This is a genomic window from Aquabacterium parvum (assembly GCF_001447195.1).
Lineage (GTDB): Bacteria > Pseudomonadota > Gammaproteobacteria > Burkholderiales > Burkholderiaceae_C > Aquabacterium > Aquabacterium parvum.
Genome location: NZ_LFRI01000283.1, coordinates 1 through 273 on the forward strand (window position 1 = coordinate 1; position 273 = coordinate 273).

General features: G+C 62.6%; 1 protein-coding gene. It reads right to left on the minus strand.

The window, feature by feature from the left end; translation table 11 throughout:
- Positions 1-82: 82 nt before the first annotated feature.
- Positions 83-273, minus strand: a 191-nt coding sequence (locus tag ABG80_RS22715) for a hypothetical protein (protein WP_407638747.1), incomplete at its 5' end; no start/stop codon positions are given.

Sequence of the window (273 nt, forward strand, 5' to 3'; positions counted from 1 at the left end):
GTGGGGATCACCTCGCCGGTCTTCTTGTTGACGCCACCACCCAGGGTGGTGACTGCTCGAATGGTGCCGGTCAGCGTGAGCATCACAGGCTCCCTTGATCCAGGGCACCGGAACGCTCGATAGCTTCCTCGGCGCGTGCCAGCGCATCAGACACAGCAGCCTCGATGAACTCGCGCTTGCTCATGTCGAGCAGGTTCGTCACTTGATCGAGGCGCTCGATCAGCGAGGGATGCACCTTGGCGCACATCTGGCGCAGCTCGGTGAGCTGGCCTT